Raw genomic sequence first — 26,858 nt, 5'->3', positions numbered from 1 at the left:
TCCTACGGTAGTGGTGCCCGTAGGACTGGCTTTAGCCGGGAGGGCGTCATTTGCACCCGCGCATAACCTGGCGGTGGACGCTGCTCGCGGCTGAAGCCGCTCCTACGGTAGTGGTACCCTTGCGCGCGATTTTACGAGTTGTTCGCAAGACTCGGTGGCATGCACACGCCGGTGCCACCAATGCCGCAATAGCCCTGAGGATTTTTGGCTAGGTATTGCTGGTGGTACGCCTCGGCGTAGAAGAAGGTCGGCGCTTCGTCGATTTCGGTGGTGATCGAGCCCAGGCCGGCTTTGTTCAGTTCAGCCTGGAATGCGGCTTCGCTGGCTTTGGCGGCAGCGAGCTGGTCCTGTTTGGTGCAGTAGATGACCGAGCGGTATTGGGTGCCAATGTCGTTGCCCTGACGCATGCCCTGAGTCGGGTTATGCGCTTCCCAGAACAGTTTGAGCAGTTGCTCGTAGCTGATTGTTTCCGGCTCGTAGACCACCAGAACCACTTCGCTGTGCCCGGTCAGGCCTGAGCAGACTTCTTCGTAAGTCGGGTTCGGCGTCATGCCGCCCGCGTAACCGACCGCGGTGCTGAACACGCCTTCTTGCTGCCACAGCAGCCGTTCGGCGCCCCAGAAGCAGCCGAGACCGAAGATCGCGAATTCCACGCTGCCAGGAAACGGACCCAGCAATGGATTGCCGTTGACGAAGTGGTGCTCAGGAACCGAAATAGGGGTTTCGCGACCGGGCAACGCCTGGTCAGCGGTTGGGAGTACGTTTTTGTTCACAAGAATTTCCGAGCGCAGAGCCATGAACCTTTTCCTCTTGGTAGGGGGTGGTCAGGACGGGTTCTGTTGGAGCGAGGCTTGCCCGCGAAGGCGATATTGCAGGTTCGAAAGTGTTCCGGATGTACCGGCCTCTTCGCGAGCAAGCCTCGCTCCAACGAGTCTGAAGTTGAATGTGGAGTCGTAGGCTGCGGCTAGTGTGCCCGAAACATCCGGGAACAGGGAAGGACTTGTCAGGCCAGCGGTCCGCGCGGATAGCGGCGCAGTTTTGCGATCAGCTCTTCGCCGGGGATCGGACGGTCGAAGAGATAGCCTTGGCCCACATCGCAGCGATGGCGGCGCAGGAAGGTCAGTTGCGCGGCGGTTTCGATGCCTTCGGCCACAACTTTCAGCTTGAGGTTGTGCGCCATGGCAATCACTGCCGAGGTGATTTCCATGTCGTCCTGATCATCCGGAATGTCGCGGATGAAGCTGCGGTCGATTTTGATCACATCGATAGGGAATTTCTTCAGGTAACTGAAAGACGAGTAGCCGGTACCGAAGTCATCCATGGCCAGCGACAGGCCCATTTTTTTCAGGGAATCGAGCTGTTGGCGCGTGTCTTCGGTGGCCTCCAGCAGCAGGCCTTCGGTCAATTCCAGTTCCAGCAATGAAGCGTCGAGCTGTTCTTCCTTGAGGATCGCGGCAATCGAGCTGACCAGTTCCGGGTCGGCGAACTGCTTGGGCGAGACGTTGATCGCCACTTGCAGGTTGCCGAAACCGGCGGCGGTCAGGGCTTTGCTCATGCGGCACGACTGGCGGGCAACCCATTTGCCGATCGGGATGATCAAGCCGGTTTCTTCGGCAACGCTGATGAACTGGTCCGGGCGGATCATGCCTTTTTCCGGATGGTTCCAGCGCAGCAACGCTTCCATGCCCAGCAGGCGACCGCTGCTCAGGCACAGCTTGGGCTGGTAAAACACTTCCAGCTCGTTCTGGGTCAGAGCGCGGCGCAGGTTGTTTTCGACGAACAGTTTGTAGCTGGCCTCGGCGTTCAATGCTTCGGTGAAGACCTGAACCTGATGTTTACCATTGGCTTTGGCCTTGTGCAGCGCCAGCCCGGCGTTCTTCATCAGTGTTTGCGGGTCGCGGCCATGCAGCGGCGCACAAGCCAGGCCCACCGATCCCGTCACGCTGATCAGCTGGTTGTCGACGAACATCGGTTTGTCCAGCGTCGCCAGAACCTGAGTGGCGACCATCTGACCGGCTTCCATGCTTGCATCATCAAGCAGTACGGCAAATTCGTTACTGGCGAAACGGGCCAGGATGTCGCTGGCGTTAAGCGTGTTGCGCAGGCGGCGCGCGAGGCTGATCAGCAACTTGTCGCCGGTCTGGTGGCCGAGGCTGTCGTTGATGCGTTTGAAGTTGTCGATGTCCACCAGCAGCAGGCTCATCGGCGTGTCGCTGTCCCGGGCGAAACGTTCGTCCAGGTTGCGAATGAACGCCGGACGGTTGCCCAGGTTGGTCAGGTTGTCGGTGTAGGCCAGGCGCTCGATGCGCTGCTGGGCCAGTTTGTTCTGGGTGACGTCTTCGTAAATGCCGATGTAATGCGTCAGCTCGCGGTCGTCGCCGTAAACCTTGGAGATCGACAGCTGACCCCAATACGGTTCCAGGTTTTTGCGCCGGCTCTTGAATTCACCCTGCCAGCTGTTGCTTTTGGCCAGGCCAGAGTTAGCGTCCTGCAGCAATCCGTTGAGGTTTTCCAGCGCAGGCAGTTCGGACAGTTTTTGTCCGTGAACCTCTTCGGTGGTGTATTGGGTGATGGCCGTAAAGCTTGGGTTGACGTATTCGACCACGCCGTCGCAGTTGACCAGCAGAAACGCACTGGCGCTTTGCTCGACCGCGCGCTGGAACAGATGCAGCGCGCTGGTGGCGGCGCGCCGGTTGTGATTGTTGATGACCTGGGCGAACTGGTCGGCCAATTCGCCGGCAAACGCGATTTCATCGGACTGCCAGGGGCGCGGCGTACCGATCTGCTCCAGGCACAGCACGCCCACCACTTGCCCGTCGATGCGAATGCTGGCGTCGAGAATGGCGCTGATGTCACGCGGCTTGAGGTTGGCAGCCATTTCCCGAGTGCGGGGATCGTGCTGGACGTCATTGGCGTCGATGGCCCGGCTGTTGTGCAAGGCTTCCAGATAACTCGGATATGGGCTGGCATCGATGACATTCGGCAGCCGGTATTCACCCGTGGCCTTGCGGAATTCGGCGATCGGCTCAAGGCACTTGTCGTTGAGATTCCAGATGCTCGCGCAAGCAATGTCATAGATTTCGCAGGCGCTTTTGGTAATCAGCTGCGCTGCTTCCAGCAATGAGTTGGCGGAGCTGTAACGATGGCGTGCCAGGTGCAGGATCAAACCCTGCTGGGCGCGGACGCGCTCCAGGTGCGCGAGTTGTTCCTGTTGGGCGTGCTGGTTGAGTTGCAAGGCAATCTGTAGCTGGGAATTCTGGGTTTCCAGATCGGGTGCCGAAACAGCTTCACTGTCCAGCGACACATCGCCCAGTACCATCAGGTAACCACGCAACAAATGGCGGTTGTGCTGCTTGTAGCCTTCGCCAATCTCGATCAGACCCAACGGCCCGCGAGAGGTGTGCAGCGTGTAACGCACCAAGTAATGCGGCGTGTCAGACAGCTGTTGTTGAATGGCGTCGTGCAGTTGATAGCGGGTTTCAGGCTCCATCAGGCTGGCGTAAGGCGATCCCACCAAGGCGCACAGATCCATAGCTGCCAGACCGAGCTGTTTTTCGCAGTTCGGATCGAGGTACAGCAACGCCCAATTGGCTTCATTGAGCCTTTCGAAACGCAGCATGCCGAGCCGCGATGGCACAGGCAACTGCGTCACTACCTCGACCACCGATCTACCGGCAGCATCAGGTTGGCTCTTCATGAAGAAACTCGCTTCCGTAATACTGATCGCGCACGGACCCTGGCCCTTTTGAATTGTCGCGTATGGCAAGGTTGCATCATGCAGCGCGGGCTGACAAGCCGGCTGTATGGCTTAGTGCTATAAATGTTTCGGCTGATTAACACTCTTCTTAAATGCAGCTGGTCAGATTGCTCCAAATCAACGTATTTGTGTTATTTCGGACACAAATATCCAAGTTTATTATCAGAAACGTTACAAACTCCAGGCAAAAAAAGCCCCGCCAATTGGCGGGGTTGAGGTACGAGCGTGGCAGCTCGAAAAAACAGGTTGCGTTTCCGTAGGACCGGCTTCAGCCGGGAGGCGTCGGTTCATTCCATGCAAACGTGTCGCGTGGAATATTGCCCTCCCGGCTAAAGCCGGTCCTACGGTATTGCCTTACAACAGAATCGTGCGGATATCGGCCAACAGATCGCTCAGGCGCTTGGTAAAGCGTGCAGCTGCAGCGCCGTTGATCACGCGGTGATCATAGGACAGCGACAGCGGCAACATCAGTTTCGGCTGGAAGGCTTTGCCATCCCAGACCGGCTGTATGGTTGCCTTGGAAACACCGAGGATTGCCACTTCAGGCGCATTGACGATCGGCGTGAAGCCGGTGCCGCCAATGTGACCGAGGCTGGAAATCGTGAAGCAGGCGCCTTGCATTTCGTTCGCCGAGAGTTTCTTGCTGCGGGCTTTCTCAGCCAGTACAGCGGCTTCGGCAGCGAGTTGCAGCAGGCTTTTCTTGTCGACGTCCTTGATGACCGGGACCAGCAGACCTTCCGGCGTGTCCACGGCGAAGCCGATGTTCACGTACTTCTTGCGGATGATCGCTTTGCCGCTTGGGGCCAGCGAGGCGTTGAAGTCTGGCAGCTCCTTGAGCAGGAAGGCGCAGGATTTGAGCAGCAGCGGCAGGATGGTCAGCTTGACGCCAGCCTTCTCGGCTACGGCTTTCTGCGCAACACGGAACGCTTCCAGGTCGGTGATATCGGCCTGATCGAATTGCGTGACGTGCGGGATGTTCAGCCAGCTGCGGTGCAGGCCGGTTGCGCCCAGTTGCATCAGGCGGGTCATCGGCACTTCTTCGATTTCACCGAAACGGCTGAAGTCGACTTCCGGAATCGGCTGGATGCCCATGCCGCCGCTTGCGCCGCCAGCTGGAGCTTCCTTGGCTTTCTGCATCATGGATTTGACGTAAACCTGCACGTCTTCCTTGAGCACACGACCGTGTGGGCCGGTAGCGCTGACTGCGCTCAACTCGACGCCGAACTCGCGAGCCAGCTGACGAACCGCTGGACCAGCGTGAACCTTGGCGCCGTCTTTGGCCGGAGCTTGTACAGCAGGAGCCGCAGCCTCAGCTTTTGGCGCAGGTGCAGCAGCCGGAGCAGCAGCTTCTGTCTTGGCCGGGGCAGCAGGAGCGGCCGCAGCTGGAGCAGGTGCGGCTGCCGGAGCGGCGCCCGCGACTTTCAATTTCAGGATCAGGTCGCCGGTGCCGACTTCGTCGTCCAGCTTGACGCTGATGGCTTCCACAACGCCTGCGGCTGGAGATGGAATCTCCATGCTGGCCTTGTCGGATTCCAGGGTGATCAGCGATTGATCGGCGGCGATGGTGTCGCCGACCTTGACCATCAGTTCGATGATCTTAGCCTTGCCCGACGAACCGATGTCCGGAACATGAATGTCCTGGACGGTTTCAGCAGCAGCGGCGGCTGGAGCGGCAGCAGGTGCCGGAGCAGCAGCGGCTTCGGCCGGCTTTTCAGCAGGAGCCGCAGCAGGAGCAGCAGCTTCGGCGGGTGCAGCGGCAGCTTCGCCTTCGACTTCCAGCTCAAACAGTTCGTCGCCTTCTTTCAGACGATCGCCCAGCTTCACTTTCATGGCCTTGATGACGCCAGCCTTGGGAGCAGGGATTTCCATGCTCGCCTTGTCCGATTCCAGCGTCAGGATGCTCTGGTCGGCTTCGATGCGGTCGCCGACCTTGACCATCAATTCAATAACTTCACCTTCACCGTTGCCGATGTCGGGTACGCGAATTAGCTCACTCACAATGTCTCTCCTTCGGAGAACCTGTTCATTCGTGTGCGCTGTGGGCCGTTACGACAAAACAGCGTCGGATGCTCATTTACCGTTCGTAAATTCCGCATCTTCAGCTGCCTTGTCGCTCCTTTTCAGCGCGCTATACGATCTCGAAGCAGACTCTTAACAATCCAGTGGGTTGCGTTTCTCAGGATCGATGCCGAACTTGGCAATGGCTTCAGCCACAACCTTAGGTTCGATATCGCCACGGTCAGCCAAGGCTTCCAGAGCGGCCAGCACTACGAAATGGCGGTCGACTTCGAAGAAGTTACGCAGTTTCTTGCGGCTGTCGCTGCGGCCGAAACCGTCAGTGCCCAGGACTTTGTATTCCTTGGTCGGAACCCACTGACGAATCTGGTCAGCGAACAGTTTCATGTAGTCGGTCGAAGCGATCACCGGACCTTTACGGCCGTTGAGGCATTCTTCCACATAGCTCAGCGTTGGCTTCTGGCCAGGGTGCAGACGGTTGCTGCGCTCTACGGCCAGGCCGTCGCGACGCAGTTCGTTGAAGCTGGTAACGCTCCAGACGTCAGCGCCGACGTTGAACTCTTCGCGCAGGATCTTCGCTGCTTCGCGAACTTCACGCAGGATGGTGCCCGAGCCCAGCAACTGGACGTGGTGCGCCGCTTCCTTGGTGTCTTCTTCGAGCAGGTACATGCCCTTGACGATACCTTCCTCGACACCGGCCGGCATGGCTGGCTGGACGTAGGATTCGTTCATCACGGTCAGGTAGTAGAAAACGTCCTGCTGTTCTTCGAACATCCGGCGCATGCCGTCCTGGATGATCACTGCCAGCTCGTAGCCGTAAGTCGGGTCGAAGGTGCGGCAGTTCGGGATGGTCGACGCCAGGATGTGGCTGTGACCGTCTTCGTGCTGCAGACCTTCGCCGTTCAACGTGGTCCGGCCGGCGGTGCCGCCGACCAGGAAGCCACGGGTGCGGCTGTCGCCAGCGGCCCATGCCAGGTCGCCGATACGCTGGAAACCGAACATCGAGTAGAAGATGTAGAACGGAATCATTGGCTGGTTGTGGCTGCTGTACGAAGTACCGGCAGCGATGAAGGAGGACATGGCGCCTGCTTCGTTGATGCCTTCTTCGAGAATCTGGCCTTTCTTGTCTTCGCGATAGAACATCACTTGTTCTTTATCGACTGGCTCGTAGAGCTGGCCGACGGAAGAGTAGATGCCCAGTTGGCGGAACATGCCTTCCATACCGAAGGTACGGGCTTCGTCCGGGATGATCGGCACGATGCGCGGGCCAACTTCCTTGTCCTTGACCAGCTGCGAAAGGATCCGCACGAAGGCCATGGTGGTGGAAATTTCGCGATCGCCGGAACCGTCGAGGATAGCCTTGAGGGTTTCCAGTGGCGGAGTCGGCAGGTTGAAGCTCTTGGCGCGACGCTGTGGCACGAAACCGCCCAGTGCGGCACGACGCTCGCTCAGGTAACGGGCTTCGGCGCTGCCTTCTTCAGGCTTGAAGAACGGCAGGCTATCGAGCTGGTCGTCTTTGACCGGAATGTCGAAACGGTCGCGGAAGCTTTTCAGGCTGTCCACATCGACTTTCTTGGTGTTGTGCGCAGTGTTTTTCGCTTCGCCGGCGCCGGTGCCATAACCTTTGATGGTCTTGGCCAGAACCACGGTCGGTTGACCCTTGTGGTTAACGGCTTCGTGGTACGCCGCGTACATTTTGTACGGGTCGTGACCACCACGGTTGAGCTTCCAGATTTCGTCGTCGGACAAATCAGCAACCATCGCCTTGAGTTCAGGCGAGTTGAAGAAGTGTTCACGCACGAACGCGCCGTCTTTGGCTTTGTAGTTCTGGTACTCGCCGTCGATGACTTCGTCCATACGACGTTGCAGGATACCGTCGATGTCCTTGGCCAGCAGCGGGTCCCAGAAACGGCCCCAGACCACTTTGGTCACGTTCCACTGAGCGCCACGGAACACGCCTTCGAGTTCCTGGATGATCTTGCCGTTGCCACGTACAGGACCGTCGAGACGCTGCAGGTTGCAGTTGACGACGAAGATCAGGTTGTCGAGTTTTTCACGGCCAGCCAGGGAAATCGCGCCCAGGGATTCTGGTTCGTCGGTTTCGCCGTCGCCCAGGAAGCACCAGACTTTCTGCTTGCCTTCCGGGATGTAGCCGCGGTGTTCCAGGTACTTCATGAAGCGCGCCTGGTAAATCGCCTGGATCGGACCCAGACCCATGGAAACGGTCGGGAACTGCCAGAAATCTTTCATCAGCCACGGGTGTGGATAAGACGACAGGCCTTTGCCATCGACTTCCTGACGGAAGTTGTTCATCTGTTCTTCGGTGATCCGGCCTTCCATGAACGCACGGGCGTAAACGCCTGGCGATGCGTGACCCTGGAAGTAGATCAGGTCGCCGCCGTGTTCGTCGGTCGGAGCCTGGAAGAAGTAGTTGAAGCCGATGTCATATAGCGTGGCGCTGGACGCGAAACTGGAGATGTGACCGCCCAGGTCAGGGTCATTCAAGTTGGTTTTCACAACCATGGCCAACGCGTTCCAGCGTACCAGCGAGCGAATGCGGCGTTCCATGAACAGGTCGCCAGGCATGCGTGCTTCGTGGGTAACGGGAATCGTGTTGCGGTAAGGCGTGGTGATGGCGTATGGCAGTTGCGAACCGCTGCGAGTAGCGAGTTCACCCATACGGGTCATCAGGTAGTGAGCACGGTCTTCGCCTTCTTTGTCGAGAACCGATTCCAGGGCGTCCAGCCATTCCTGGGTTTCGACGGGATCGAGGTCTTGCATGGCTTGCTCCAGGGCGGAAAGGCTTCCAGAATCGGTTGCCTGAGTTTGCGACTGGCCTTGTGGGCAGACGACATAAATTCTTGGATGACCGGAGATTGTTCCGGTGGCGTGTAGTTTTACTACAAATCGTCGACCATTTCAGCCTTTCGAGTTGTAAGGGCAGTAGTAAAACTACAGGTAAGCGTCTAAAACGCTCCTGTCAGGTTGTGAGATAAATCGTTACCGTTGGTGGTAATCAAATATTTTCGGACTAAAAACTGATGCTGGCTGCTACAAAAATCACTATTCCAGCAATATATGACTTTTGTTCGACAGTCCTGCAAGTGACGTGGATCTTGACCTCACGGCACCCAGCCCCACGCACGCCGATCAAGGATAGACCATGAGCCTACCTTCGCTGGCCGATTTGCCGGCCATCCTGCTGCCTTTAGTCACTCGAGCACAGCAGTCGTTTCGTACATCTATTGCAGCGCTGCCCGAAGGCAGTGCCGAGTCTTTCGACGCCTGGCCCGAGTCGCGTCGCGAAGCGTTCGACCGGGTTTGCGCGGCCAGTGATTTTGTTGCCGAGCAAATCTGTCGCGACCCGCAGATGCTGCTGGACCTGGCTGACTCCGGCGAACTGGAGCGTAGCTTTGTTCTTGGCGAACTGCGCGAGCAGATTGCCGCAGCGCTGACCGAAGCCGCTGGCGAAGATGAGCTGGGGCGTAATCTACGTCGCCAACGCACGCGTCAGCAAGTGCGGATTATCTGGCGTGATTTGACCCGACAGGCCGATCTGGTGGAAACCTGTCGCGACCTTTCCGAGATGGCGGACGCCAGTATTGATCTGGCATGTCGCTGGTTGTACACGCGCCATTGCGAGCAATTCGGCACGCCCACGGGGCGGCGCAGCGGCGAAGTGCAGCAGATGGTCATTCTCGGTATGGGCAAGCTGGGCGCGGTGGAGCTGAACCTGTCTTCGGACATCGATCTGATTTTCGCTTATCCCGAAGGCGGCGAAACCGTCGGCGTGAAACGGCCGCTGGATAATCAGGAATTCTTCATTCGCCTGGGCCAGCGCTTGATCAAGGCGCTGGACCCGATCACCGTCGACGGTTTTGTGTTTCGCGTGGACATGCGCCTGCGGCCTTACGGTTCATCCGGGGCGCTGGTGCTCAGCTTCAATGCGCTGGAGCAGTATTACCAGGACCAGGGCCGCGACTGGGAGCGCTACGCCATGATCAAGGCGCGGGTGGTGGGTGGCGATCAGGCCGCGGGCCAGCAATTGCTCGACCTGCTGCGGCCGTTCGTCTATCGGCGCTATCTGGATTTTTCCGCCATCGAAGCGCTGCGCACCATGAAGCAGCTCATCCAGCAGGAAGTGCGCCGCAAAGGCATGGCCGAGAACATCAAGCTCGGCGCGGGCGGCATTCGCGAAGTGGAGTTCATCGCCCAGGCTTTCCAGCTGATCCACGGCGGGCGCGACTTGAGCCTGCAACAGCGGCCGCTGCTCAAAGTCCTGAAAACCCTCGAAGGACAAGGTTATCTGCCTGCGGCGGTGACCGACGAGCTGCGCCAGGGTTATGAATTCCTGCGTTACACCGAACATGCGATTCAGGCGATTGCCGACCGGCAGACACAAATGCTCCCCGAGGGTGAGCAGGATCAGGCGCGCATCGCCTTCATGCTCGGTTTCGCCGACTGGCAGAGTTTCCATGAGCAGCTTATGTACTGGCGCGGTCGGGTGTCCTGGCACTTCCGGCAGGTGATCGCCGATCCGGATTCCGATCCCGACGATGAAGAAGATGAAGGTGAAGTGGCTGTCGGCGGGGAATGGTTGCCGTTGTGGGAAGAATCCCAGGACGAAGACGCCGCTTGCCGTCAGCTATTGGCCGGCGGTTTCGTCGATGCGGGTAAAGCCTTGAAACATCTGGCCGACCTGCGCAACAGCTCGCAGTTGCGTTCCATGCAGCGCCTGGGTCGTGAGCGGCTCGATGCGTTCATTCCCCGATTGCTGGCCCAGGCGGTGGAACACGAGAATCCGGATCTGGTGCTGGAGCGTGTGCTGCCATTGGTCGAAGCCGTTGCGCGGCGTTCTGCTTATCTGGTGCTGCTCACGGAAAATCCTGACGCGCTGCGTCGGCTGTTGACACTGTGCGCGGCCAGCCCGTGGATTGCCGAGCAAATCGCCCGCTTTCCACTGTTGCTCGACGAACTGCTTAATGAAGGCCGGTTGTTCCGCCCGCCGCTGGCGCCGGAGTTGGCGGCCGAGTTGCGCGAGCGCCTGACGCGCATTCCCGAGGATGATCTCGAACAGCAAATGGAAGCCCTGCGCCATTTCAAGCTGGCGCATCGCTTGCGGGTCGCCGCGTCGGAAATCAGCGGCAGCTTGCCATTGATGAAAGTCAGCGATTACCTGACCTGGCTGGCGGAGGCGATTCTTGAACAAGTGCTGGCCCTGGCCTGGCGGCACACGGTTGCGCGGCACGGCACGCCTTCACGTCCGGATGGCAGCCTGTGCGATCCCGGCTTTGTCATTGTCGGTTACGGCAAGGTCGGTGGAATCGAGCTGGGTCATGGCTCGGACCTGGATCTGGTGTTCATTCACGACGGTGATCCACAGGCCGAAACCGATGGCGCGAAACCCATCGACAGCGCGCAGTTCTTTACGCGTCTGGGCCAGCGGATCATTCATTTGCTGACCACCCAGACCAACTCGGGCCAGCTTTACGAGGTCGACATGCGCCTGCGACCGTCCGGCGCTTCGGGCCTTCTGGTCAGTTCGCTGGGCGCGTTTGCCCGCTATCAGGAAAATGAAGCCTGGACCTGGGAACATCAGGCCCTGGTGCGCGCGCGGGTGTTGGTCGGCAGCCGTGAAGTCGGGCAAGCCTTCGAAAATGTCCGCGCCTCGGTGCTCGGCCGCGAGCGCGACTTGCCCAAGCTGCGCCAGGAGGTCAGCGAGATGCGCGCCAAGATGCGCGGCACTCTTGGCACGCGGATCAGCACAGCTGGAACCGGCGCCAATGCCTTTTCGGCGACAGTGCCGTTTGACCTCAAGCAGGACGCCGGTGGTATCGTCGATATCGAATTTATGGTGCAATACGCGGCCTTGGCGTGGTCCCGGGAACATCCGGCGCTGCTGCGTTACACCGATAACATCAGGATTCTGGAAGGGCTTGAAGAGGCCGGGCTGCTGCCCGCCACCGATGCCAACCTGTTGCGTGAGGCGTATAAAGTCTACCGCTCGGCCGCTCACCGCCAGGCGTTGCAGAATGAAGCCGGCGTGGTCCGGGGTGATCAGTTCGAGCCTGAACGGCGTGAAGTGATGCGGATCTGGGGTGAGTTGGGATTGGGTTAAGCCAGAATCTGTTGGAGCGAGGCTTGCCCGCGAATCGACCGTAGGGGCGACCGTAGGAGCGACTTTAGTCGCGAAGGCGTCAATTGCCCTCCCGGCTAAAGCCGGTCCTACAGCAAGCCTCGCTCCAACTATATAAAGCTAAGACAGGGAGGCGTCAGGTTGTGTGGGAATGTCACGCAGTCTGACCGGCCTCCCTGGTCGTTTTGGAAGAAGCATGAGAATTCTGATCGTTGGGCCTAGCTGGGTCGGTGACATGGTGATGGCGCAAACGCTGTTCCAGTGCCTGAAACAGCGTTATCCCGAATGCGAAATCGACGTGTTGGCGCCTGAGTGGAGTCGGCCGATTCTTGAGCGCATGCCAGAAGTGCGCGCGGCGCTGAGCTTTCCGCTGGGCCACGGTGCGCTGGAACTGGGCACGCGGCGCAGAATCGGTCGGTCCCTGAAGGGGCAATACGATCAGGCAATCCTGCTGCCCAACTCGCTCAAGTCGGCACTGGTGCCGTTTTTTGCCGGCATCCCGAAACGTACCGGCTGGCGTGGCGAGTTCCGCTACGTGCTGCTCAACGACGTGCGCACCCTCGACAAAGAACGCTACCCGTTGATGATCGAGCGCTTCATGGCCCTGGCTTACGAGCCGGGCGCCGAGCTGCCGCTGGCGTATCCGAGGCCGAGCCTGCGTATCGACATCGCCACCCGCGACTCCGCCTTGAGCAAGTTCGGCCTCACTCTGGATCGTCCAGTGTTGGCCCTGTGCCCAGGCGCCGAGTTTGGCGAGTCCAAGCGCTGGCCCGCCGAGCATTACGCGCAAGTCGCGGAAGCCAAGATTCGTGAAGGCTGGCAGGTCTGGCTGTTCGGTTCGAAAAAAGACCATCCGGTGGGCGAAAGCATCATCGAACGCCTGATCCCCGGCCTGCGTGAAGAAGCCGTCAACCTGAGCGGCGATACTTCCCTGGCCGAAGCCATCGATTTGCTGTCCTGCGCCGATGCCGTGGTGTCCAACGATTCCGGCCTGATGCATGTGGCTGCGGCGTTGAACCGTCCGCTGGTCGCGGTCTACGGTTCCACATCGCCAGCTTTCACGCCGCCGCTCGCCGATGAAGTGGAAATCGTGCGTCTGGGCATCGAATGCAGCCCGTGTTTTGACCGCACCTGTCGTTTCGGTCACTACAATTGCCTGCGTCTGCTTGAGCCTGAGTCGGTGATCACTGCACTCTCGCACATGGGCGGCACGCCGGTGGAGGTTGTCTGATTTGCGGGTCTTGCTGATCAAAACTTCGTCCCTTGGGGATGTGATTCACTGCCTGCCGGCAATTACCGACGCGGCGCGGGCCTTGCCCGGCATTCAGTTCGACTGGGTGGTCGAGGAAGGTTTCGCGGAAATTCCGACCTGGCATCCGGCGGTGGGCGAGGTCATCCCGGTGGCGATTCGGCGCTGGCGCAAGAACCTTTGGCAGACGTTCAAGAGCGGCGAATGGCGCCGCTTCAAGCAGCGTTTGCGCGACACCCGTTATGACTTGGTGATCGACGCCCAAGGCCTGCTGAAAAGCGCCTGGCTGACCCGTTATGTGAACGCGCCAGTGGTCGGGCTGGACAAAAATTCCGCACGCGAGCCGCTGAGCAGCCGCTTTTATGACCGGGCCTATCCGGTGGCGCGCGGCCAGCACGCGGTAGAACGCTTGCGGCAGTTGTTCGCTCAGGCGCTTGGCTATCAAGTTCCTGCCGGTTTGGGCGATTACGGTCTGGATCGCGAGCGATTGCTGGACGCGGATTCGAATCAGGCACCGTTCGTGCTGTTCCTGCACGGCACGACCTGGGCCACCAAACACTGGCCGGAGCTGTACTGGCGGCAACTGGCCGAGCGCATGCTCGAGCGCGGCCTGCAAGTGCGGCTGCCGTGGGGCAATCCAGAGGAAAAAGCCCGGGCCGAACGTATCGCTCAAGGACTGGAGCACGCGGTGGTCCTGCCCAAATTGAATCTGGCGGGCGTCGCCAAAGTGCTGGCCAGTGCTCAGGCTTGCGTCGCAGTCGATACCGGCATCGGGCATCTGGCCGCTGCACTGGATGTGCCGACCTTGTCGCTGTTCGGCCCGACCAATCCCGGTCTGACCGGCGCCTACGGCAAGTCGCAAGTGCATCTGGCCGCTGATTACCCGGCCTGCGCGCCTTGCCTGCAAAAGAAATGCACCTATCAACCGACGGATGAAGACCGCCGTCAGTTGGATCTGAAACGCGAGTGGCCAGTGTGCTTCACTCGCTTGAATCCCGAGCGAGTAGCGAGCCAATTGGGCGCGCTGTTGCTGGCAAAGGAACCCATCTGATGCAACTGGCTTTCGTACTCTACAAATACTTCCCGTTCGGCGGGCTGCAACGTGACTTCATGCGTATCGCTCTGGAGTGTCAGCAGCGTGGGCATCAGATTCGCGTCTACACCCTGATCTGGGAAGGCGAAGTGCCGCCGGGTTTCGAAGTGCTGGTCGCGCCGGTCAAGGCGTTCTTCAACCATCGCCGCAATGAAAAGCTCAGCGCATGGATGGCTGCGGATCTGGCCAAACGCCCGGTGGATCGCCTGATCGGCTTCAACAAGATGCCGGGCCTGGACGTGTATTACGCCGCCGACGGTTGTTTCGAAGACAAGGCGCAAAACCTGCGTCACTCGCTGTATCGCCAATGGGGCCGCTATCGCCACTTCGCCGAATACGAGCGCGCGGTGTTCGCCAAAGACGCGAAGACCCAGGTGCTGATGATCTCCGAAGTGCAGCAGCCGCTCTTCATCAAGTATTACGACACGCCGTTGTCGCGCTTCCACTTGTTGCCGCCGGGCATTGCTCAGGATCGTCGCGCGCCGCCTGAAGCGCCGCAGATTCGTGCTGATTTCCGCAAGGAGTTCGGCCTGGCCGACGACGAGCTGCTGCTGGTGCAGATCGGCTCCGGGTTCAAGACCAAGGGCGTTGATCGCAGCCTCAAGGCGCTGGCCGCATTGCCCGCCGAGCTGAAAAAACGCACGCGGCTGTTTGTAATCGGCCAGGACGACCCCAAAGTATTCCAACTGCAAAGCGCCACGCTGGGTTTGGGCGATCACGTGACCTTCATGAAAGGCCGCAGCGATATCCCGCGTTTCCTGATGGGCGCCGATATTTTGATTCACCCGGCGTACAACGAAAACACCGGCACAGTTCTGCTTGAAGCGCTGGTTGCCGGCTTGCCGGTTCTGGTCAGCGCGGTGTGCGGTTACGCCCACTACATTGCCGAGGCCGACAGCGGGCTGGTGCTGGACGAGCCGTTCGATCAGGCTCAGCTCAATCAGTACCTGAAGACAATGCTTGCCGACGACGCCGCGCGTGCAGCGTGGAGCAAGAACGGTCTGGCTTTCGCAGATTCAGCAGACCTGTACAGCATGCCGCAGCACGCGGCCGATGTGATTCTGGCGGAGCACTACCCATGAAGTTGTTCCTTGCTGAACCGTTCAAGACGCTTTGGGCCGGACGCGATGCGTTCGCCGAAGTCGAGCGTCTGGACGGTCAGGTGTATCGCGAACTCGAAGGTCGGCGCACCTTGCGCACGGAAGTCGAGGGGCGCGGGTATTTCGTCAAGATCCATCGCGGCATCGGCTGGGGCGAAGTCGCCAAGAATCTCATTACCGCCAAATTGCCAGTGCTGGGCGCGGGCAAGGAATGGGAGGCGATTGCGCGCCTGAAAGAAGTCGGCGTGCCGACCATGACCGCCGTGGCTTACGGCGAGCGGGGCAGCAATCCGGCGGCGCAGCATTCGTTCATCGTCACCGAAGAACTGGCGCCCACCGAAAGCCTGGAAGACGTCAGCATCAATTGGCGTAACGAGCCGCCGGAGCCGCGCCTGAAGCGGGCGTTCATCGCCGAAGTGGCGCGCATGGTCGGCATGATGCACCGCGCCGGGGTCAACCATCGCGACTGTTATATCTGCCACTTCCTGTTGCACACCGACACGCCGGTGACGGCTGACGATTTCCGCCTGTCGGTGATCGACCTGCATCGCGCCCAGACACGCCGGGTGATTACCCCGCGCTGGCGCAACAAGGATCTGGCCGCCCTGTATTTCTCGGCGTTGGACATTGGCCTGACCCGACGCGACAAACTGCGCTTCCTCAAAGGCTATTTCCAGCAGCCGCTGCGCCAGATCCTCGCCGAAGAAGCCAAGCTGCTGAGCTGGCTGGAGATGAAAGCCGACAAGCTGTATCAGCGCAAAGTGCGTTACGGAGATGCGCTCTGATGGCGGGTTGGAATCTGGAACCCGCTTACGCCTTTCTCGCCGAGGACTTTGGCAGCCTGGATGCGGTGTTCGCCTTGCAAGGCGAGCGCCTGACTCGCGACCCATTGTCCGAAGTGATCCGCGTGCAGCGTGATGGCGTGAATTATTACGTCAAACGTTACGTTGGCGCGGGCAAAGGCTTGCGTCGCTATCTGGGCCGACCTCGGGTCAAGTCCGAATGGCAAAACCTCAAGCGCTTCGCCAAATGGGGTATTCCCACGGCGGACGTCATCGCTTGGGGCCTGGAGCGCAAAGGCACTTCTTATGACCGTGGCGCGTTGATCACCCGCGAACTGCCCAACACCGAAGACTTGTCAGCGCTGGCGCTGCGCAACGATCCACTGCTGGCGGATCGACAGTGGGTCGATCGCATCAGCCGCCAGTTGGCGCGCTACACCCGCGCCATGCACGACGAGCACTTCACCCATAACGATTTGAAATGGCGCAATTTGCTGGTGGACGATCAGGCCAAACTGTTTCTGATCGACTGCCCCAACGGCGCTTTCTGGTGGAGTTTCATGCTGCGCTACCGGATCACCAAGGATCTGGCGTGCCTGGATAAAGTGGCGAAATATCATCTGTCCGCCACCCAACGCCTGCGCTTCTATCTGCAGTATCGGCAGCGGGCGCGGCTCAACGCTTCCGACAAGAAACGTATCCGCCATATCGTCAGCTTTTTTGAGGGACGCGAATGACCGATTTCATTGCACAAAGCGACCGGCCCTTGCTGGAACGTCACGGGCTGGCTGATTTTCAGTCGCTGTGGGAAGTCCAGCTGGATGCCGTCGATGAGCCCAATACCGGCCGTGGCGGCTGGAGCAGTGTGTTTCGTCTGGAGCTGGAAGGCTTAGGCTTCTATCTGAAGCGGCAGAGCAATTACCTGATGCACACCTGGCATCACCCGTTTGGCGAGCCTTCGTTCTCCCGGGAATTCCGCAATATCAGCCGCTACGAAAAGCTCGGTATTCCGGCACTGCATGCGGTGTTTTACGGCGAGGCCAAAATCGGCCCTGAGCGTCGGGCGATTCTCTTGACCCGTGCGCTGGACAGCTGGACCGACCTGGATACCTTGCTGCAGCAATGGCCGGAACTGACCACGCGCCAGCAATCGGCGATCCTGCAAGCCTGCGGCCAGTTGGCGCGCACGGTCCACAGCGCGGGGCAGGTGCATGGCTGTTTTTATCCCAAGCATATTTTCCTCAAGGCCAAGGCCGATGCTTACCTGGCGCAGCTGATTGACCTGGAGAAAACCCGGCCGCTGCTGTTCGGCAAGCGGGATCGAGTCAAGGATCTGGAGCCGTTGTTGCGTCGCGCGCCGATGTGGAGCGAATCCCATGTTCGCGAGCTGCTGGCGGCGTATCTGCAATCGGGCATCGACAGCCCGGTCGTGGAGCAATGGTGTGTTCGCCTGGGCAAGCGCGGCAGTCACAAGCGCGGTCTACACCGCAATGACCAGAAAGAGACCCGCTGATGCGTTTGTCTGAACTCAAGGCGGCAGGTCGTACGCCTGCAATGCCGATGAATCTGGAACTGGCCGACGCTGCAGGCCCGGCCGAGCTGCAACTGTTGAGCTTGTTGCGCGTCTTGCCGGGGCAGCGTTACGTCGGCGCTGGCGTGTGGCGCGGGCGTCCGGTGTTGGCCAAATTACTGGTGGGACCCAAGGCCGCACGGCATTTTCAACGTGAACTGGCCGGTGTCCGGCTACTGGCGCAACAAGGTCTGACGACGCCGCTGCTGTTGGCCGACGGTCTGCAGGAAGGCGAGGGTGGCTGGCTGTTGTTCGAGTTGCTGGAACATGCGCAAAGCCTGGGCGATGCCTGGGCCGAAGTGGAAAATCAGCCGCCACTGAGCGATGACCAGCAAACCGTATTGGCCGAAGCACTGACCGCCATCGCGCAGTTACATGCCAAGGGGCTGTGGCAGGAAGACCTGCATCTGGACAACCTGCTGCGCCACGACGGCACGTTGTACTTGATCGACGGCGCGGGGATTCGCGCCGAAGAAGCCGGCAAGCCGTTGTCCCGGCAAAAGGTGCTGGAAAACCTTGGCGTATTTTTCGCCCAGCTGCCCAAGGCTTTTGAGCCATTCATCGAAGAATTGTCGGTGCATTATTTGCTCAGCAACGGTGAGCATGGCTTGCCCATGGAAGCCTTGCAGAAGCAGATCGACAAGGTGCGCAGCTGGCGTTTGAAAGACTTTCTCGACAAGACGGGACGTGATTGCAGCCTGTTCAGCGTGGTAGACGGCGCTTCCGAACTGCGCGCGATTCGCCGCGAAGAAGAAGTGGCAATATTGCCCGTTTTAGCCGAAGCCGATGCGCTGCTGGAGCAAGGCCATCTGTACAAGACTGGCGGCGCGGCGAGCGTCGGCAAAGTCGAGGTCAATGGTCGCGCACTGGTCATCAAACGCTACAACATCAAGGATTTTGCCCACTGGCTGAAACGCTTCTGGCGGCCGAGCCGTGCATGGCATTCCTGGCGCGAAGGCAATCGGCTGATGTTCCTCGGTATTGCTACGCCCAAACCGCTGGCGGTGCAGGAACAGCGTTTTCTTGGTTTGCGGTGCAAGGCTTATCTGGTTACCGAGTTTCTGCCGGGGCCGGACATCATCGAACGATTTGCGCCTTATGTTGACTCAGGTGCAGCGCCGGAAGCGGAGCTGGTGGCGCTGGATAACCTGTTCGCGCAACTGGTTGGCGAGCGCATCAGTCATGGTGATTTGAAAGGGCATAACGTGTTCTGGGATCAGGATCGCTGGGCGTTGATCGACCTGGACGCCATGTGCCAGTACAGCTCGGCAGCATCGTTCGCCACCGCATTCGCCCGCGACCGCGCGCGCTTCATGCGCAACTGGCCAGCGCAAAGCGCGCTGCACCAGTTGCTGGAGCAGCGCTTGCCGAAGAACGCATAACCCTTTTTCGCGAATTGGACGCTGGCCCCGTTGGAGCGAGCGGGTGTCGTTCCGACTTGCCCGCGAATCGGCCGTAGGAGCGACCGTAGGAGCGACTTTAGTCGCGAGAGCGTCAACTGCCCTCCCGGCTAAAGCCGGTCCTACAGCAAACCTCGCTCCAACGGGTTTAACACGCCATCCGGTGCTCCTACAGTTGGAATGCAGTCCAGATTGTGGGAGCGAATTCATTCGCGAAGGTGTCAGCCCTGATGCGGAGTCGCGTCAGGTCAATATCCAGCGTGCAACTCGGCCCCTTCCCGGGTGAATCCGGTCTCACTTAAATACCGCAGACTTCCATCAAGCCATGCGCGTCAGGTTCATTTCCTCCAGCGCAGCGACCAGCGCGTCCATGTCGTCGAAGGGCTGGGCGTGCACGGCGCGCCAGGTCGGGCGCTCCACGTAGATCTTGCCTTCAGCGTTGATCTCCACCGGGGTGTGCAGGATCGAGCTGTCTCTGGAGCGGTGGATGATCGTCATTTGCCCGTCTGCGCGGGTCTCGATGGCGAACATGCCGGGTCGCGGCAGGCGCTGTTCGATGGGCAGAGGCCTCGGCGGCTGCAGTTTGCCCGACATGAGCGCGGTGTCCAGTTCCACCCGGTAATCGCTCTTGAGAAAACTCGATCGGTTGCTGAGCTGATCACTCACCGCAGCCCCCGGATCAAAGACTGGCGGTCTGGCCACCCCAGGCCTGACGTCGGTCACCCGTAGTCCGATCCCGCCCTCCAGTTCAGCAAGGCCGGGGACTATCTTCTCGAACGTATTGGAATGAGTGTTGCCCACCAGAGCGATCCACTTATGTGCGCCCATGACTTCCTGATGCTTGCGAATCGTGCGGGACGCGAAGTAGCTGAACATTTGATGACGCGTGGTAAGGGTTTCGTTGTCGATACCTTTGACGTGGTAGCTCGCGGCGCAGTCCAGGGCACGCACCTCGATACCGTTCTCACGGGCCTTGATCACCAGGTTTTCGAAGGTGTAGATCTTGCGCAGGTCGGTTTTATGGCCTGCGTCCAGCTGCTTCAGATCGTGCAGCAGCGTTTTGGTGATCTCGCCGGTCTCGAAAAAACGATCCAGATCGGCCTGGTGCAGATCGGTGAGCAGATGCTCCATGTACAGCGTTCTGACGTTTTGCCGCGCCAGCAGCGGCAGGTTGTCGAGGATCAGTTTCTTGCTGGCAATCGAGGCGTGCGCCTCGCCCACCACCACGCTGTCGGCAGTTGCGTAGAGGCGGGTCAGAAAGTCTGCCACGCTGGTGTCAGCTGCTATCACAGGTAAGTCGGGTCGTGGCGGCAGATCTGCGGAAACGATAGTGCGTGCATCTTTTTGCAGCGTGCTGCGCAGCCTGAAGAACTCTTCCTGTAGCGCCCGCTGTTCCGGATCGCCGAGGAAATATTGCGCATCCAGTCCGCGGCGCTCGAAAGTCGCCAGCCGGTGCACGTTGCGGCGCTGCGCCACGGGCACTTCGTAGACAGGATCACTGAGCGACTGAGCGATGGCGGTGGGTGATCGCTCGCGATTCCAGACTTGCGGTTCAACCCGCTGCCAGCCGCTGGCCGCGTCCCAGCGAAAACCGTGCTCGCCGGCGTAGCGGTCGCTGCCCGGTTTGCGGGTCGTCGAGGTTTTCCAGGTGGTGGGGTCCATATGCAGCTCCACCGGGGCTTCGCCGGTGAGATACAGGTAGAGATTGTCATCCATGCTCTGGGTATGGCTGGCCGAGAACACTTGCGCCGGCGCCGGTTCGATAATGACCGGGTTGGCAACCTGCATTCGGAAGTCGGCCTTGGCAACCGGGTCGCCGGGAATGTAGCCGGCGACATCGGATGTGATTCGCGTCGAGCTTCCGAGCGGCACATCTTCAATCCGTATGCTGATAGCGCCTTGCAGCTCAGCGATGCCGGGCAGACCTTGGTGGGTGATGGCAAGTTTTTGGTCGAGCAACGCAACCCAGCGGCGCGACGGCTGAGACGCGATGTCGCCGCTGATGAGCTTATGCCCGAAGAAATTACTCATCTTCTGAGCGGCGGCGGGGTCGTCGACTGCCGAAGCCATGGGATGCACGGCATAGGGATAGCTGACGGACGAGCTGAACGGGCGAACCTCGATGTTGTAGCGATGGGCGGCTTTGACCAGATGGTAGTAATCGTATTCGGCGACGTCGGTAACCAATTCGCCATCGTTGAGATAGCGCAGGTGATGTTTGATGTTGTGAGAACCCGCACGGGAGTGCTGTGTGAGTTTGCGATATTTGGCCAGTTTTTCCATGTGTTGATCGGTGAACAGGTGCTCGATGTACAGCACCTCGACCCGCTGCTCGGCCAGCAGCGGCATATTTAGGATGAGCAGGCGCTTGCTGGCCACCGACTTCGGCGCTTCGCCTAATACCAGGCCATGGGTCTTTGCGTAGACGTTTTGCAACAAGGTCTCCAGGCTGGTCGAAGCATCCAGGGTTGGCAATGCGTGGCGTGGCGGGAGTATCGGCTGCTCGAAAAAAGCGTTGGCGTCGCGATAGAGGTTCTGACGCAACCTGTGCCAGGTGCTGCGCATCTCGGCGAATTGGTGGATGAAGTAGCCCTCAAAGCCCATTCCGGTAGGGTCGATCATCTTGTCGCTGACGATGTTTTGCAGGTGGATGCGCATGTGTTCAGGCAGCTCGTAGTCGCCCATTGCAGGCAAAACAGCTGTTTCCTCTTCCAGGAGCGTGAAGCCTGCCAGACCATCAACACCGCCACCGCGCAGGTGTGTGCGTTCGACCAGTTGCCACTTGCCGTGCGGGTCAAGCGTCACCGGATGTTTGCCGAAGAACGCAAAGGGGTTGGCCGGATCGATGATGTTCCAGACTCTCATCCGGGCATCGAATTGCACCTGATAGGTGGAGCCGTTCAGGTCAATGTAGTGCTGGCCGTTTACCTGGCTCACGCCGGTAGCATGACCGCTGGCAACCGGCTGCACATCGCGCAGCGAAACGTCGACCACCAGTTCGGGCTTGATGCCGTTGGGCAGGTCTGTTGTCGTGGATTCGATACGGTGCGCCAGAGGCTGCCAGGTTCCGTCCGCTCTTTGGCTGACGAATTGCCCGGTCACTTGCGGCTCGCCGGACAAATCCGCGCCTTGGTAGACGGGCGCGTGGCCGTTGGCGTTGGCGCGGCCAATCCAGAGTGGCTCGTTGTCCACGCGCACCGGGAACAGATCGGAATATTTTGGCAGGTCGCCCGTGCGCGCAATGGGCTTGAGCACCGATTGTCGACCGGTCTGGTGGTTGATTCGTCGCAACACCCCGCCAAAACCCTTCAAGCCGACGCTTGCATCGCCTGCGGCGCCGAGACTGTTGAGCATCGAGGCCAGAATGTAAACGCAGGCGGCCTCGCTGTCGCCTTCCCTCAACGCCTGAAAGGCGCGCACGGTATCGTGTACGGCGAGCAATGCGCCGACGGCAAAGCTGGCTGGCGGGAACGGCAGGGTGACCACCGTGGCAATCACTTCGACGGTATTCCAGACCAGCCGGGCGATCATCTCGTTGCGCCCGGTCGTGGTCTCTGCCACGTCGCGCAGCCGGCGCAGGACTGGCCGGTTGAAGCAGACGTCGGCGAAGTCTGCGATGGATTCCCTCGGTATGGCGGGCGGCTTGTTGGCGTTGCCCTGGCGCATGTCGTGGAGGAAAAACGACAGATTGCGCCGCGCGTTGATGCGGCAGCGATCCTTGTAATAATCGATCATGCCCTCCGCGTTGAGCGAGTCAGTGAAGTCGGCGAACAGGCGGAACTCGATACCGTCGGGCGCTTGCGGCGTGTACAGCAGCGCGGGCTGCCTGACGGTCGTCGGCAGGATCATCAGGCAGCCCTGCACTGTCTCCACATGGGTCAGTTGCGTGCTGGGAACGACCAGTTGATCCACGCCGGAAAGGCCGGAAGCGATGAAAGGTTTGTCGACATGGACCTGCAAAGGATAGAGCGGGTATTGCTCCCGCGTTGTCAGGTCGTCCAGATGCGCCCGATCCACCGACGCTCGCAGCCATGTGTATTGTTGCTCGTTGATATGCCCTTTCAGGTAGCTGCGCAGCGCCGCCGCTTTCATCTGCAACTGGGTCATCAGTACGCTGGTCTTGCGGCGGTACTCATAGCCTTCGCCTTCAGTGTTGAGCAACGTGCGGTTGATCAGGGCGATGTAGTCGTCGCCCAGCCACTTGCCGCGCACCGAACCCGCGACTCTGGCCGGTGACAATGCACTCAGGTCCACGCTGTCCGGGCCGCTGAATTCAGCCTGGGTGTCGGCGCTGCTGTGAGTGAAATCGATGCTGTCGTCGTAGCCGTTAAGCAGCATGTCGGTGTAAGTGATGGTTTCCCGCTCGCTGGTGATCACGATGAGGTCGGGATCTACGGTGCCAACCGGCACGCTCAACAATTGGCTGATTTTCTGGCTGGCTCGTTCATGCACGTAGTCCTTGAACGGCTGGACGCGGGTGTGAGGTTTGGCCTCGTAATTGTTCAGCGCACCAGCGGCGGCATCTTCCAGCTCTACCAGCTCCTGGCGTTGTGCGGCGCTGGCCTGCCTAAACCATTGCGGCGTGTGGCTGGCCTGTTCGGAAAGCGCCACGCGCACCTGCTCTTCGGTAAGGATGCGCAAGCCAGCGGCGTAATCCGGCAGGTCGATCAATTGGAGGAAGTTGGCCGGTAAAGAGGGTCTCAGCCTGAGCTCCGCCAATTGCTGTCGCAGTTGCGGGCGCGCGGGCAGCTCGACTTGCTTGATCAGGTAGTCGCAGAGTTCGTCTGAGGCCATCCAGCCGACCAGCTCATTCAGCAATTGCGTTTCATTATTGAAGGCGATAAGACGCCGAGCGCGCGGTGCATCCGCTGCGATCATTACCAGGCGAACCAGCTTCCCGCGCTCATCTTCCTTGCGCAGGATCAACAGCTTGCTCATCAGGTCGCGATTGTTCAGCCTGATCTGCTGGACGCGCAGTGTTGGATCGGCTGCGGCCCGTGCCCGGTCGGCAACGATCTCGAACAGCGCAAAGTCCCCAGGCAGGATATGACCCTGCATTTTTGCCGCATACGCCAGCGTCGTAATCTGCGCGAGGGTCAGCACATCCATCAACTGGCGGTGGCTCTCTTTCTGATAGCTGCTTTGCTGGAATGCGCCGAAGACCATTCGCACATCGAGTTCGTCGACCAGCCGGGCAATCCATGCAGGGCTCAAGGCTGAATAATCTGCAACCAGCGGCGCGCCCCCAAGACTGAGCGTGGTGCGATTGAGGAAGGGCGATCCCGCCAGGCGATCGCCCGGATGCAGACCGTACAAGGCCAGGTCCAGCAGCGTGCGGGTTACGGTGTACGGCTCGCCCGTCACGGGCAGCGTGCGCCGCGTGCTGACCGTGATGGCGCCGGGGTCCAGCTCAAAGCCGAGCTCATCCGCCATTCGGGTACGCAGGCTCACCTCGGCAAACCGCTCCGGCGAGGCCGCCGCGCCAAGCGCGCTGAGCGCCGCGCTGCGGGCTTCATCGTAATGGCGCAAGTGTTCGGCGTAAGTGTGCAGATCATCTTTGCTCGCGTTCTTCATCCAGTCCGGCAAGCTGCGGCGGTAGCGGCTTTCCAGGTAGGCCAGCTCGCGCAGTTCGAGCATCGCGGTCGGCCCGAACAGGCCGCGCATACCCATGGCGTTCTGGATAAGCGCCTGACTTTCTTGCGCGGTATCGACGTCTTCTTTGGCACACGCGTAGAGCACATCGTCGCGCTGTTTGTTCAGCAGGCTGTCGAGGGCGTAGGAAAAAGGTTCTTCGGTGAGCGGCTGTAACTGGAGATCGGCAGCGATGAATGGCTCGGCCTCTAGGTCGGGATCCTTGTGGATTTCCGCCAGCCGGTCCTGATCGCGTTGGCCGAGACAGCCAAGAAGCGCGTCCTTGAGTTGCGGGGCGTTGAGCCATTGGGCCAGTGTTTCACGCATCTCGGCCTGGCTCGCAAAGCCGGTTACCCCGACACCCGGTAGCATCAGCAACGTTCGTCCCTGCACTTGGGAAAAAACCAGCGCACCAGCAATTTCCAACAACTCGTCATCGTGCAACTGCAGGTGCAGGGAATAGGCTGTCGTTGGCGAGGCAACCGAGTTTTCCCCTCGGCCAGGCGAGGCGGGAAGACACGCGGCGTAATCCGGATATAGGTCACGCTCGTGAATCTTGACGCTCACCTCGTCACGCAAGGCCCGCTTCAGCCCGGCGACAAACTGTTCGTAGCGACGCTCACCCGTTTGGCTGGACGCATCCCAATAGTCATTGATTCGTTGCAGCAGACGGGAAACCTCCGATGCGCGTTGCGCGGAGTTCGGCGCGGCCAGGGCATTCAGCAACACCTCATCAGGTGCAGGCAATGCCTTGAGCTCGTGGTCCAGGCGGGCGCTCAGCTCGTCAAGCCTTTTCAAAGCGGCCGTGGCCATGGGCAAAGTGATTGCGGGAAATTGAGGAACCGGGGTCAGTGTCTGCATCTGATTTCTGCTTCTCGATAGGCACCTTGAAAGCGCGCCGACGTTTGATTGAGGGCCGTCAGGCCGTTGTGGATTGGCTCAATCAATCAGAAGCAGACGAGGGTTGGGGTGTAGATAGTTATTGCGGGCGGGGGTGGCGGTGTTTTCTGCATCAGAAACGTCCCACAACTCCTGTGCCCGATGCTGACTTACAGTTTCAGTGTCGACGCGCAAAGTTTTGCCTTTCCCCAGGCCAAGGACTTGCCCATGCCCACCCCCGCCAATCAAGCCACTTTCACGCTGGATATCGCGGGGGTTGAGCATCGGCTTCGCGTCCTGAGTTTCACTGCCAAAGAGGCCGTCAGCCGGCCTTTCAGCGTGCGCATCGAACTGGTCAGCGAGCGGGCCAATCTAGCGCTTGAAGACGTGCTGCATCGGCAGGCTTTTCTGGCTTTTGACGCTCTGGGCAACGGGCTGCACGGGCAGATCGGCGAAATCGCCCAGGGCGATTCCGGCAAGCGTTTCACCCACTATTTCATCCGGCTGGTGCCGAATCTGCTGCGCCTGGAACATCGGCACAATCACCGGATCTTCCAGAACCACAGCGTGCCGGAGATCATCGCCCTGGTGCTCAAGGACCACGGCATTCTCGCCGATGAGTTCGCGTTCCGTCTGAGCAGCAAGACCTGCCCGCCGCGCGACTACTGCACCCAGTACCACGAAACCGATCTGCATTTCGTTCGCCGCCTGTGTGAAGAAGAGGGCCTGTCCTTCCACTTTGAGCACAGCCGCGATCGTCATCTGCTGATCTTCGCCGACGACCCTGTCGCACTGCCCAACCTGAAAAAACCTACGGCCTACCTGCAAGGCAACGGGCTGGTGGCCCAAGCGCCGGTGATCAATGCCTTCAGCGTGCGCCTCGCCACCCGCACCGGCAAAGTCAGCCGCCAGACCTATGATTTCGAACAACCCGCGCTCGACATGCTGGCCAGCGCGAAGCTGACGGACGGGCGCGTGGACCTGGAGGATTACCGCTATCCGGCACCCTTCAATGACCGCCAGATCGGTGACCGCCAGGCGCAAACCGTGCTGGAACGGCATCGCAGCGACTATCAACTGGCCAGCGGTAAAAGCAACCAACCTGCGCTGCTCAGCGGCCATCTGCTGACCCTCGCCGAACATCCCCGCGACGACTGGAATGCCCAGTGGCTGCTGACCGCCATCGTCCATGAAGGCAAACAGCCGCAGGTGCTGGAAGAATACAGCGACCGCGCCGCGCAGCCC

At 59.9% G+C, this 26,858-nt stretch carries 14 protein-coding genes; 9 read left to right on the top strand and 5 right to left on the bottom strand.

All coding sequences use genetic code 11. The annotated features are described in order from the left end of the window. Positions 1–131 precede the first annotated feature (131 nt). From msrA to aceE, 4 genes are all read right to left on the bottom strand, one after another. Positions 132–797, bottom strand: coding sequence for a peptide-methionine (S)-S-oxide reductase MsrA (gene msrA / locus AFK24_RS00440; RefSeq protein WP_065831366.1), 666 nt, complete (start codon positions 795–797; stop codon positions 132–134). A 206-nt stretch (positions 798–1,003) separates the two neighbouring features. Further along, positions 1,004–3,697 carry a putative bifunctional diguanylate cyclase/phosphodiesterase gene (locus AFK24_RS00435; RefSeq protein ID WP_065831365.1) on the bottom strand — a complete coding sequence of 898 codons (2,694 nt, stop codon included), beginning with the start codon at positions 3,695–3,697 and terminating at the stop codon, positions 1,004–1,006. A 414-nt stretch (positions 3,698–4,111) separates the two neighbouring features. Beyond that, positions 4,112–5,755: a dihydrolipoyllysine-residue acetyltransferase gene (gene aceF, locus AFK24_RS00430; RefSeq protein ID WP_065831364.1), complete on the bottom strand. Its 1,644-nt coding sequence runs from the start codon at positions 5,753–5,755 to the stop codon at positions 4,112–4,114. Between the two features lie 153 nt (positions 5,756–5,908). Beyond that, on the bottom strand, positions 5,909–8,554 hold the full coding sequence (aceE, locus tag AFK24_RS00425; protein WP_065831363.1) for a pyruvate dehydrogenase (acetyl-transferring), homodimeric type: 2,646 nt from the start codon (positions 8,552–8,554) through the stop codon (positions 5,909–5,911). 382 nt (positions 8,555–8,936) lie between these two features. Between aceE and glnE the strand changes: the two genes are divergently transcribed. The 8 genes from glnE (at position 8,937) to AFK24_RS00385 (ending at position 19,085) form a co-directional block, all read left to right on the top strand. Next, the gene (gene glnE, locus AFK24_RS00420) at positions 8,937–11,891 is read left to right on the top strand and encodes a bifunctional [glutamate--ammonia ligase]-adenylyl-L-tyrosine phosphorylase/[glutamate--ammonia-ligase] adenylyltransferase (protein ID WP_065831362.1); all 2,955 of its coding nucleotides are present in this window, start codon (positions 8,937–8,939) and stop codon (positions 11,889–11,891) included. A 214-nt stretch (positions 11,892–12,105) separates the two neighbouring features. Beyond that, positions 12,106–13,140, top strand: coding sequence for a lipopolysaccharide heptosyltransferase II (gene waaF, locus AFK24_RS00415; protein ID WP_065831361.1), 1,035 nt, complete (start codon positions 12,106–12,108; stop codon positions 13,138–13,140). Between the two features lies 1 nt (position 13,141). Next, on the top strand, positions 13,142–14,209 hold the full coding sequence (gene waaC, locus AFK24_RS00410; RefSeq protein WP_065831360.1) for a lipopolysaccharide heptosyltransferase I: 1,068 nt from the start codon (positions 13,142–13,144) through the stop codon (positions 14,207–14,209). Then, the gene (locus tag AFK24_RS00405; protein ID WP_065831359.1) at positions 14,209–15,333 is read left to right on the top strand and encodes a glycosyltransferase family 4 protein; all 1,125 of its coding nucleotides are present in this window, start codon (positions 14,209–14,211) and stop codon (positions 15,331–15,333) included. Before waaC ends, AFK24_RS00405 begins: the two co-directional genes overlap by 1 nt. Continuing rightward, complete coding sequence (rfaP, locus tag AFK24_RS00400; protein ID WP_065831358.1) at positions 15,330–16,136, top strand: lipopolysaccharide core heptose(I) kinase RfaP; 807 nt, start codon at positions 15,330–15,332, stop codon at positions 16,134–16,136. Before AFK24_RS00405 ends, rfaP begins: the two co-directional genes overlap by 4 nt. Next, complete coding sequence (locus tag AFK24_RS00395) at positions 16,136–16,870, top strand: lipopolysaccharide kinase InaA family protein (protein WP_065831357.1); 735 nt, start codon at positions 16,136–16,138, stop codon at positions 16,868–16,870. The genes rfaP and AFK24_RS00395 overlap by 1 nt, the downstream gene beginning before the upstream one ends. Beyond that, positions 16,867–17,646 (top strand): lipopolysaccharide kinase InaA family protein, encoded by a 780-nt coding sequence (locus AFK24_RS00390; protein WP_065831356.1) that lies wholly within the window; start codon positions 16,867–16,869, stop codon positions 17,644–17,646. Before AFK24_RS00395 ends, AFK24_RS00390 begins: the two co-directional genes overlap by 4 nt. Then, the gene (locus AFK24_RS00385) at positions 17,646–19,085 is read left to right on the top strand and encodes a lipopolysaccharide kinase InaA family protein (protein ID WP_065831355.1); all 1,440 of its coding nucleotides are present in this window, start codon (positions 17,646–17,648) and stop codon (positions 19,083–19,085) included. Before AFK24_RS00390 ends, AFK24_RS00385 begins: the two co-directional genes overlap by 1 nt. Positions 19,086–19,421: 336 nt before the next feature. Here AFK24_RS00385 and AFK24_RS00380 read toward each other — a convergent pair whose 3' ends face one another. Then, on the bottom strand, positions 19,422–25,595 hold the full coding sequence (locus AFK24_RS00380; protein WP_065831354.1) for a dermonecrotic toxin domain-containing protein: 6,174 nt from the start codon (positions 25,593–25,595) through the stop codon (positions 19,422–19,424). A 180-nt stretch (positions 25,596–25,775) separates the two neighbouring features. On the opposite strand from AFK24_RS00380, the gene tssI reads away from it, so the two are divergent. Then, positions 25,776–26,858: type VI secretion system tip protein TssI/VgrG (gene tssI / locus AFK24_RS00375; protein ID WP_139110421.1), on the top strand; the 1,083-nt coding region annotated here is incomplete at its 3' end.

Origin of the sequence: Pseudomonas syringae (assembly GCF_001698815.1) — a bacterium.
Classification (GTDB): domain Bacteria; phylum Pseudomonadota; class Gammaproteobacteria; order Pseudomonadales; family Pseudomonadaceae; genus Aquipseudomonas; species Aquipseudomonas syringae_A.
This window is presented reverse-complemented; position numbering and strand designations above follow the sequence as displayed.

Coding starts and splice junctions, on each gene's coding strand:
- msrA (WP_065831366.1), bottom strand. CDS start 797: ATGGCTCTGCGCTCGGAAATTCTTGTGAACAAAAACGTACTCCCAACC.
- AFK24_RS00435 (WP_065831365.1), bottom strand. CDS start 3,697: ATGAAGAGCCAACCTGATGCTGCCGGTAGATCGGTGGTCGAGGTAGTG.
- aceE (WP_065831363.1), bottom strand. CDS start 8,554: ATGCAAGACCTCGATCCCGTCGAAACCCAGGAATGGCTGGACGCCCTG.
- glnE (WP_065831362.1), top strand. CDS start 8,937: ATGAGCCTACCTTCGCTGGCCGATTTGCCGGCCATCCTGCTGCCTTTA.
- waaF (WP_065831361.1), top strand. CDS start 12,106: ATGAGAATTCTGATCGTTGGGCCTAGCTGGGTCGGTGACATGGTGATG.
- AFK24_RS00405 (WP_065831359.1), top strand. CDS start 14,209: ATGCAACTGGCTTTCGTACTCTACAAATACTTCCCGTTCGGCGGGCTG.
- rfaP (WP_065831358.1), top strand. CDS start 15,330: ATGAAGTTGTTCCTTGCTGAACCGTTCAAGACGCTTTGGGCCGGACGC.
- AFK24_RS00395 (WP_065831357.1), top strand. CDS start 16,136: ATGGCGGGTTGGAATCTGGAACCCGCTTACGCCTTTCTCGCCGAGGAC.
- AFK24_RS00390 (WP_065831356.1), top strand. CDS start 16,867: ATGACCGATTTCATTGCACAAAGCGACCGGCCCTTGCTGGAACGTCAC.
- AFK24_RS00385 (WP_065831355.1), top strand. CDS start 17,646: ATGCGTTTGTCTGAACTCAAGGCGGCAGGTCGTACGCCTGCAATGCCG.
- AFK24_RS00380 (WP_065831354.1), bottom strand. CDS start 25,595: ATGCAGACACTGACCCCGGTTCCTCAATTTCCCGCAATCACTTTGCCC.